Annotated in this window: 1 protein-coding gene; it reads right to left on the bottom strand. The window is 63.4% G+C overall.

The features are described 5' to 3' along the window. Positions 1 to 181 (bottom strand): hypothetical protein (locus ABG80_RS13750; protein ID WP_152987627.1); only part of this gene is annotated, 181 nt, incomplete at its 3' end. Positions 182 to 273 lie beyond the last annotated feature (92 nt).

The raw sequence follows: 273 nt of genomic DNA, 5'->3' as shown, positions 1-273 counted from the left end.
CCACTCGGCCCTCGAAAGGCTTGGTGTCCGGAACTGTGAGGGTGAAGAGTTGAACGAGGCCACGGTTATCGAGGCCCTCGATCTGGAGAACCGGGCGGGTGGGGATCACCTCGCCGGTCTTCTTGTTGACGCCACCTCCCAGGGTGGTGACTGCTCGAATGGTGCCGGTCAGCGTGAGCATCACAGGCTCCCTTGATCCAGGGCACCGGAACGCTCGATAGCTTCCTCGGCGCGGGCCAGCGCATCAGACACAGCAGCCTCGATGAACTCGCG

Origin of the sequence: Aquabacterium parvum (assembly GCF_001447195.1) — a bacterium.
Classification (GTDB): domain Bacteria; phylum Pseudomonadota; class Gammaproteobacteria; order Burkholderiales; family Burkholderiaceae_C; genus Aquabacterium; species Aquabacterium parvum.
This window is presented reverse-complemented; position numbering and strand designations above follow the sequence as displayed.